The following is a 6,886-nucleotide window of genomic DNA, read 5'->3' as shown; positions in this document are numbered from 1 at the left end:
AATCCACTTCAGCACCACCAGCAAGGAAACCATGAGCGATAAAATCAAGCGGCTCATTATGAACGATTGCGGGAAAATTTCTTAAAACCACCTTGACAAAATGTATCAGAGGATACCCTTCTGGCAGCTATGGAGCGCGCCGGTGCGGAGGATATCCCCGATGACGCAGAGCGCAAGGGCCTGGGGACACCGGCGACCAGGGCGGCCATTATTGAAAAGCTGGTGTCGGCCGGATTCGTGGAGCGCAAGGGCAAGAGCCTGATCCCCACGAAGGCCGGGATCAACCTGGTCACGGTATTGCCGGAGCCGCTGACCTCCCCCATGCTCACCGCTGAATGGGAGCAGCGCCTTACCGCCATTGCAAAGGGCGAGGCCGATCCGGGCGGCTTTCTGGACGGTATCCGGGATATGGTGCGGGAGCTGGTCACGACCTACTCCCAGATATCCGAGGACGGGCAGAAGCTGTTTGCCCCGGAGAAGGAAGTGATCGGGGCCTGTCCCCGCTGCGGCAAGCGGGTGTATGAGGGCAGGAAGAATTTTTCCTGTTCGGACCGGGCCTGTGGGTTTGTCCTCTGGAAGAATGACCGTTTCTGGACCTCCCGCAAAAAGGAGCTGACAAAGAAGATGGCGGCTGACCTTCTGAAAAGGGGACGTACCAATGTCAAGGGTATGTGGTCTGAAAAGAAGGGCGCCACCTATGACGCCGCTGTGATCCTGGACGACACGGGTGGCAAGTACATCAATTTCAAGCTGGAGTTCCCCAAAAGAAAGGCTGGTGCAAATGGAAGAAAATAAAAGGATCGAAAGTTTACCCGAAGTGAGGGCGGCGGTGGCCGCCCTCTCCCCGGAGGACCGGAAACTGCTGGCGGCGGTGCAGGAGTCTCCGCACCGTTTGACCTCTCTGGAACGATTCAAGGAGTTATCCAAAAACAGCGAGTATTTCATCCTGGAGGATAACATCCATAGTGAGGCCGATTTTGGCTGGCGCTATATCGCAGAGCACATGGATATCCACTTGCCGAAGGAGCTGCTGGAGGCCATTGATCCGGTTCCCTTTGGCAAGTACGCTATGGAGGACGAACAGGGCTTCTTTACTTCCTACGGTTACCTGTCTCTCTCAGGTGACGAGTGGCAGCATGAACACGTGACAGACCGCCCCCACCAGGAGGGGGAGAAAAAGCCCTCCATCCGGGAACGGCTGGAACAGGGCAAAAAAGAATGTGCCGGCAGGCAGACGCAGCCCCAGGCAAGGGGCAAGTCTGAACCGGAACTTTAAGGAGGTGCTGATCAATGCCGAACTATGGATATGACAAGGATTACCCGTTTGCCGCCTTCATCACCAATTTAGGCAAGTACAACGAGGGCGAGCTTGTGGGCGAGTGGGTGAAGTTCCCCACCACCGCCGAGGAAATGAAAAATGTGTTTGACCGGATCGGGATCGGCCAGAAGGATGACTTCGGGCAGCCCTATGAGGAATGGTTCATCACCGACTATGACTGCTATGTGGATGGCCTCTATGACAAGCTGGGCGAGTATGAAAGCCTGGACGAGCTCAATTATCTGGCGTCAAAACTGGATGAAATGAGCCAGGGCGAGTATGAGCAGTTCCAGGCGGCTATGGAGATTGGCGACCATTCTGGCAGCGTCCAGGAGATCATCAACCTGACCGAAAACCTGGACTGCTACGATGTGTACCCGGATATTCACGACTATGACGACCTGGGTCGGTATTACATTGACGAGCTGGACGCCATGCAGGTACCGGAGCATTTGAAGAACTACATTGACTATGAAGCCTACGGCCGGGATATTGCCATGGATGAAAGCGGCGACTTTACTGATCTTGGCTATGTGAGAGATACCGGTAGTTCCTTCCATGAGTATTACGATGGCGAGCACGGCAGCATCCCGGAGGAATACCGGGTGATGACCTTCCAGGATGATATCCCGGAAGAAGAATTATCTGAATGGGCTATGGATATCGCCTACGATATGGACGAGTTTTTCCGGCAGCACGATCCGCAGTACGCGGCGGAGCACCCGGAGGAACACGCGGCGAAAGAGGAAATTTACGAGAACCTGACCGCTGGCCGCATTTCTGTCCTGGAAGAAAGACTGGCGGCCCTGGGCCAGACCCAGGAGGACTATTTACCTTCGGAGCTGGAAAAGTACAAGGAGGCCACCGGGTATGAGGAATTTTTAGACATTGACCCGGCAGCAATCCGGAAGGCGCTGCAAAACCCGGATCGATCCCACATCGATGAAATGATCTCCTTTGCAGAACAGGCGGAACAGGAGTATGCGGCCCAGGCCGCCGCCTACGTGCAGACCCCGGCGAATATCGTGGAGCAGGCGCGGACGGTCCAGGGAGAACCGGCCCCGGAGGACAGCTTTTCCATCTATCAGCTAAAGGGCGGGGATGAAACGCTGGATTACCGCTTTGAGCCGCTGGACAGTATCCACCGAAACGGCCTTTCTGTTGATCCGGCAAACTATGAGCTGGTCTACATCGCCCCGCTGACGGAGCGGGACAGCCTGGAAAGTATCTATACACGGTTCAACATCGACCGCCCGGCAGATTTCACGGGGCACTCCCTGTCCGTGTCGGATATCGTGGTGCTTCATCAGGGTGGCAGGGACACCGCCCATTACTGTGACCGCTTCGGTTTCTCCCAGGTGCCGGAGTTCTTGCAGGAACAGCAGCGGACGCTTACCCCGGATGATCTGGAGACCGGGAAAACGGTACGGACGCCCAGGGGCAGCTTCTATGTGACCGCCATGAGCCGGGAGCAGATGGAGGCGGCCGAGTACGGCCTGCACCATCAGTCTGACGATGGAAAGTACCTCATCATGGGGAACGGGACACGGGCCTTCGCTGTCCTGGCGGAGCAGCCGGAAAAGGACAATCCCCTCCGCACCGCTGAAATGACCCTGGAGGATGACTACGGCATGATCGACGGGGTTATCAATAACGGACGCCGCGGCGAGGAAGTGGAAAAGGCGAGGGAGACCGCCGGGCGGGGCGAGCCGGAGAAAAAGCCCTCCATCCGGGAGCGGCTGGAGGACGCGAAACGGGAGTGTTCGGAGCGTAAGCCTCCGGAGAAGGGACACCCCGGCCGTGAAGCCACGGAGCATGGCGAGCTATGAGCCGGAGCAAGAAATGGCGGCTGGAATGGGCGTTCTTTCTGGGCGAGAACGGCAGACGGCAATATAACAAGGTCTGTATAGGCTGTGCCCATGACTGCAAGCAGAGTTTCCGGGCGGTTTTAATTGCCTGTCCCCGCTATCTTTCCAAACGCTCCAAAAACTGCGGGGGTAAGGGTTCAAAAACGGCAAAATAATCTCCTGTATCGGCTTTTCCAGAGGGAGCCTTTATGATTTCCCTTGTGCCTGTGGTCCTGCTGATATGAGGGAAAACGGTTCAGTTTCGCACACTTCCTATAAACACAAAACGGGAGTACAGCTTTTCGGTTCGTCCGATGGCTGTACTCCCATTTTTGAGCAGGGCTGCACTATTCGGACATGAAATATATTTTTATAATATTGTCCCAAAATATTGACATTTGTCCCAACGAGTTATATAATATAAATAGATCAATCCTGGAGGAATTTCCATGAAGAAGAAGAACATTATAAACCTAATACGGTACCACTCTGAAGGAAACGAATCGGGCTTTCGGAGTGAAGCATATGAGGTGGCAAAAGAGTTTGATCAGATTGGCGATTATCAGTTGGCAGAGTATATTATGGCTCTTCTCTCGAACGCTAACACCTTCGTCCCACAAGTAAGTGATCTATCATCTGGCTTTTTTGAAAAAGTAACTGTCGGAAATGACCCGCTACCACTTCCGGAATTGATTGAGCAGGATGTGATGGGAATGGTCAATGCAATTAGTCGGAATCTTGGGATTAACAAATTCCTGTTCCAAGGGGCCCCTGGAACAGGAAAAACTGAAACCGCAAAACAAGTCGCACGTATACTAAATCGAGAGCTATATGCGGTAGATTTTTCAGCTGTAATCGATAGCAAGCTTGGGCAAACACAAAAGAATATTGTTTCGTTGTTTCGGGAAATAACCGAATTTGCCCATCCAGAAAAAATAATCATTCTCTTTGACGAAATCGATTCTATTGCATTGGATCGAACCAATTCAAACGATCTGCGCGAAATGGGAAGAGCTACATCCACGCTGCTCAAAGAATTTGATCGTTTAGACGATCGCATTGTTTTACTTGCAACGACAAATTTATTTGACCATTTCGATAAGGCTTTGATTAGAAGATTTGACTCTATCATTGATTTTAACAGATATACGCAGGAAGATTTAGCTGAGATTGCAGAGGTCTTGCTAAACGATTTTTTGAACAAATTCAAGTGTACAGGAAGAAATATCCGACTGTTTCGGAAGATTGTTAATCTAATGTCACCGATTCCGTACCCTGGGGAATTAAAGAACATCATCCGTGCATCCGTTGCATTTAGCAATCCTTCGGATGAATTTGACTATCTCAAACGGTTTTATAAGGCTGTGTACCCTGAGCAAATGGATATCCATGTCTTGCAATCACAGGGATTTACCGTACGTGAAATAGAAATTTTGACTGGAATATCGAAGAGTCAGGTTTCTCGAGAGTTGAAGGAGGACTAAATGAATAGCATACTTCAATTAAAGGGCCAGTTTGAACAACACAGTGGGAATCCTGGCGGCGGCAAAAGAAATATTCCCGTTGGCGGCTTCGTTGAATCCACCCACATCTTGGATTTGATTAACGATTTGTACTCTTTGCAGACTTATTGGAATGAGCACACTCTAATTAAGGGTGCACTTATTAGTGTGTACTATACGAGTGTAGTTGCAAAGACCAATCGAATTCGAGGACTATTATGTAAGGGTTCTTCCGATCCCAATGATTCCATCCGTGGCGCAAAATTTGCTGGTGAGAATCCACATATCCAGCATGTGTTCACATACTATGTCGGCCTTGATGTCATATCAGAGACTATCGCACGACTGGTTACTGCTAGTGAAATTGTAGAGCACGATTATAACGGGAAGATTTCTCACATGGATATCGAAGCCCTAAACAAAGGTCATAAGCAGTATAAGCATCAAGCTCGTTTGGCAAAAACAAACTTTGTGAATGTAGTTGTAGATGCTTTCTATGTTCAGAAGTTTTCAGTTGATTTTACGGAAGCCGATGAAGATGGAGAAGCAATTGTCACCCTTTATCGCACGGATGTAAAAACAGAGGATGTGTTTCGTGCAATTGGCATTGATTATCTGAACGCGAAGCAAATTGACGAAAACACCGTGCTTTTACGACCGGACGAAATTGCACTCTTAAAAGAAAACGCCCCATATCTCATTGCCATGAAGGTTCGTGATTTGCGAGAAGTGCCGTCTGAGGAAAGTGTTGCAAGCGATCCACGCATTGTTCAAATACCTGCACCGCAGCAGGAGCCTGTTGTTGGGGTAATTGATACGCCATTTTCTAAAGATGTCTATTTCAAAGACTGGGTATCTTATGAGAGTATGCTTGGAGATGGCATTGAGTTGGATGCACGCGATTATACACATGGTACGGAAGTTACATCGATTATCGTTGACGGTCCGACAATTAACCCTGCTTTGGATGATGGGTGTGGACGGTTTAGAGTGAAGCACTTTGGCGTTGCCAAAAAAGGTAGGTTTAGTTCTTACACGATCCTTCGCTCCATTCGCAAGGCCGTTTCTCAAAACCGAGATATCAAGGTATGGAATCTATCATTGGGTTCAATACTACCGATAAAGCCAAACTTCATTTCTCCAGAAGCTGCTGAACTTGATAAAATCCAGAGCGAGTTTGATGTTGTTTTTGTGATTGCAGGCACCAATGGTGACCCCGACCAAAAACCCATTCCAATAGGGGCTCCGGCTGATTCTCTAAACTCGTTAGTCGTAAATTCTGTGACACTTGAAGGAACTCCAGCTTCGTATCATCGTGTTGGACCGGTACTCTCGTTCTTTCACAAGCCAGATGTTAGTTACTATGGTGGTGACACTGGTCAGCCTATGCATGTGTGCACGCCAACGGGAGAAGGATTTGTAAAAGGAACATCTTTCTCTGCCCCGTGGATAACTCGTAAGATGGCATATCTGATTTGTACCTTGGGATTTTCTCGTGAAGTTGCAAAAGCACTGATAATAGATGCAGCCGCAGGTTGGAATCGGAAAGACGGTGCGTCATGCTCTATTGGGTATGGCGTTGTCCCACAGCGGATTGAAAACATTGTAAAAACATCTGACGATGAAATCCGCTTTGTTATGACAGGGACAACTGACGCATATGAAACATACACATACAAAATTCCGGTGCCAATTTATAAAGATAAACAGCCATTCTATGCACGGGCTACACTTTGCTATTTTCCCAAATGTATGAGAGATCAGGGCGTCGATTACACAAGCACAGAAATGGACATTCATTTTGGACGAGTTGTAGAAAAAGACGGAAAAGCAACCATTGCAAGTATCAACTCGAATTCCCAAGGTGATGAAGGTGGCAAACATCTTTATGAGCCAGAAGCACGCCAATTATATCGAAAATGGGATAACGTAAAATTGATCAGTGAAGAATTGAAGGATCGTGCTGTTCCTCGAAAGGTATATGGGGCGGGAATGTGGGGCTTGAGTATCAAAACGAAAGAACGCCTAAAAGAGAAGAACGGCCGTGGCCTTTCGTTTGGTGTAGTCGTTACTCTAAAGGAAATGAATGGCGAAAATCGCATTGACGATTTTATCAAACTATGTATGATGCGTGGATGGGTAGTCAATCGCATTGATATTGAAAATCAGATTGACATTTACAATAAGGCTGAAGAAGAAATCGAATTCTAAAAGGAGGG

The 6,886-nt window shown here is 49.1% G+C and carries 6 protein-coding genes and 1 pseudogene; all 7 read left to right on the top strand.

The window, feature by feature from the left end:
- Position 1: 1 nt before the first annotated feature.
- The 7 genes and pseudogenes from ACEVJK_RS13810 (at position 2) to ACEVJK_RS13780 (ending at position 6,878) form a co-directional block, all read left to right on the top strand.
- Positions 2-85: a hypothetical protein gene (locus ACEVJK_RS13810; protein ID WP_374740829.1), complete on the top strand. Its 84-nt coding sequence runs from the start codon at positions 2-4 to the stop codon at positions 83-85.
- Positions 86-105: 20 nt separating this feature from the next.
- Positions 106-795: pseudogene (locus tag ACEVJK_RS13805) on the top strand (DNA topoisomerase); the annotation flags it as partial.
- Positions 782-1,276 (top strand): hypothetical protein, encoded by a 495-nt coding sequence (locus ACEVJK_RS13800; RefSeq protein WP_374740828.1) that lies wholly within the window; start codon positions 782-784, stop codon positions 1,274-1,276. The pseudogene ACEVJK_RS13805 and the gene ACEVJK_RS13800, both read left to right, overlap by 14 nt.
- Positions 1,277-1,290: 14 nt before the next feature.
- Positions 1,291-3,147: an antirestriction protein ArdA gene (locus tag ACEVJK_RS13795; protein WP_374740827.1), complete on the top strand. Its 1,857-nt coding sequence runs from the start codon at positions 1,291-1,293 to the stop codon at positions 3,145-3,147.
- On the top strand, positions 3,144-3,341 hold the full coding sequence (locus ACEVJK_RS13790; protein WP_374740826.1) for a hypothetical protein: 198 nt from the start codon (positions 3,144-3,146) through the stop codon (positions 3,339-3,341). The genes ACEVJK_RS13795 and ACEVJK_RS13790 overlap by 4 nt, the downstream gene beginning before the upstream one ends.
- Positions 3,342-3,614: 273 nt before the next feature.
- On the top strand, positions 3,615-4,649 hold the full coding sequence (locus ACEVJK_RS13785) for an AAA family ATPase (RefSeq protein ID WP_374740825.1): 1,035 nt from the start codon (positions 3,615-3,617) through the stop codon (positions 4,647-4,649).
- A complete protein-coding gene (locus ACEVJK_RS13780; RefSeq protein WP_374740824.1) occupies positions 4,650-6,878 on the top strand; it encodes a S8 family peptidase in 2,229 nt (742 codons plus the stop codon).
- Positions 6,879-6,886: the final 8 nt, after the last annotated feature.

Origin of the sequence: Flintibacter sp. P01028 (assembly GCF_041925235.1) — a bacterium.
Lineage (GTDB): Bacteria > Bacillota > Clostridia > Oscillospirales > Oscillospiraceae > Lawsonibacter > Lawsonibacter aceti.
This window is presented reverse-complemented; position numbering and strand designations above follow the sequence as displayed.

What these genes read in the sequence shown, in the direction of transcription:
- ACEVJK_RS13800 (WP_374740828.1), top strand. Translation starts at nt 782, where the DNA reads ATGGAAGAAAATAAAAGGATCGAAAGTTTACCCGAAGTGAGGGCGGCG.
- ACEVJK_RS13795 (WP_374740827.1), top strand. Translation starts at nt 1,291, where the DNA reads ATGCCGAACTATGGATATGACAAGGATTACCCGTTTGCCGCCTTCATC.
- ACEVJK_RS13790 (WP_374740826.1), top strand. Translation starts at nt 3,144, where the DNA reads ATGAGCCGGAGCAAGAAATGGCGGCTGGAATGGGCGTTCTTTCTGGGC.
- ACEVJK_RS13785 (WP_374740825.1), top strand. Translation starts at nt 3,615, where the DNA reads ATGAAGAAGAAGAACATTATAAACCTAATACGGTACCACTCTGAAGGA.
- ACEVJK_RS13780 (WP_374740824.1), top strand. Translation starts at nt 4,650, where the DNA reads ATGAATAGCATACTTCAATTAAAGGGCCAGTTTGAACAACACAGTGGG.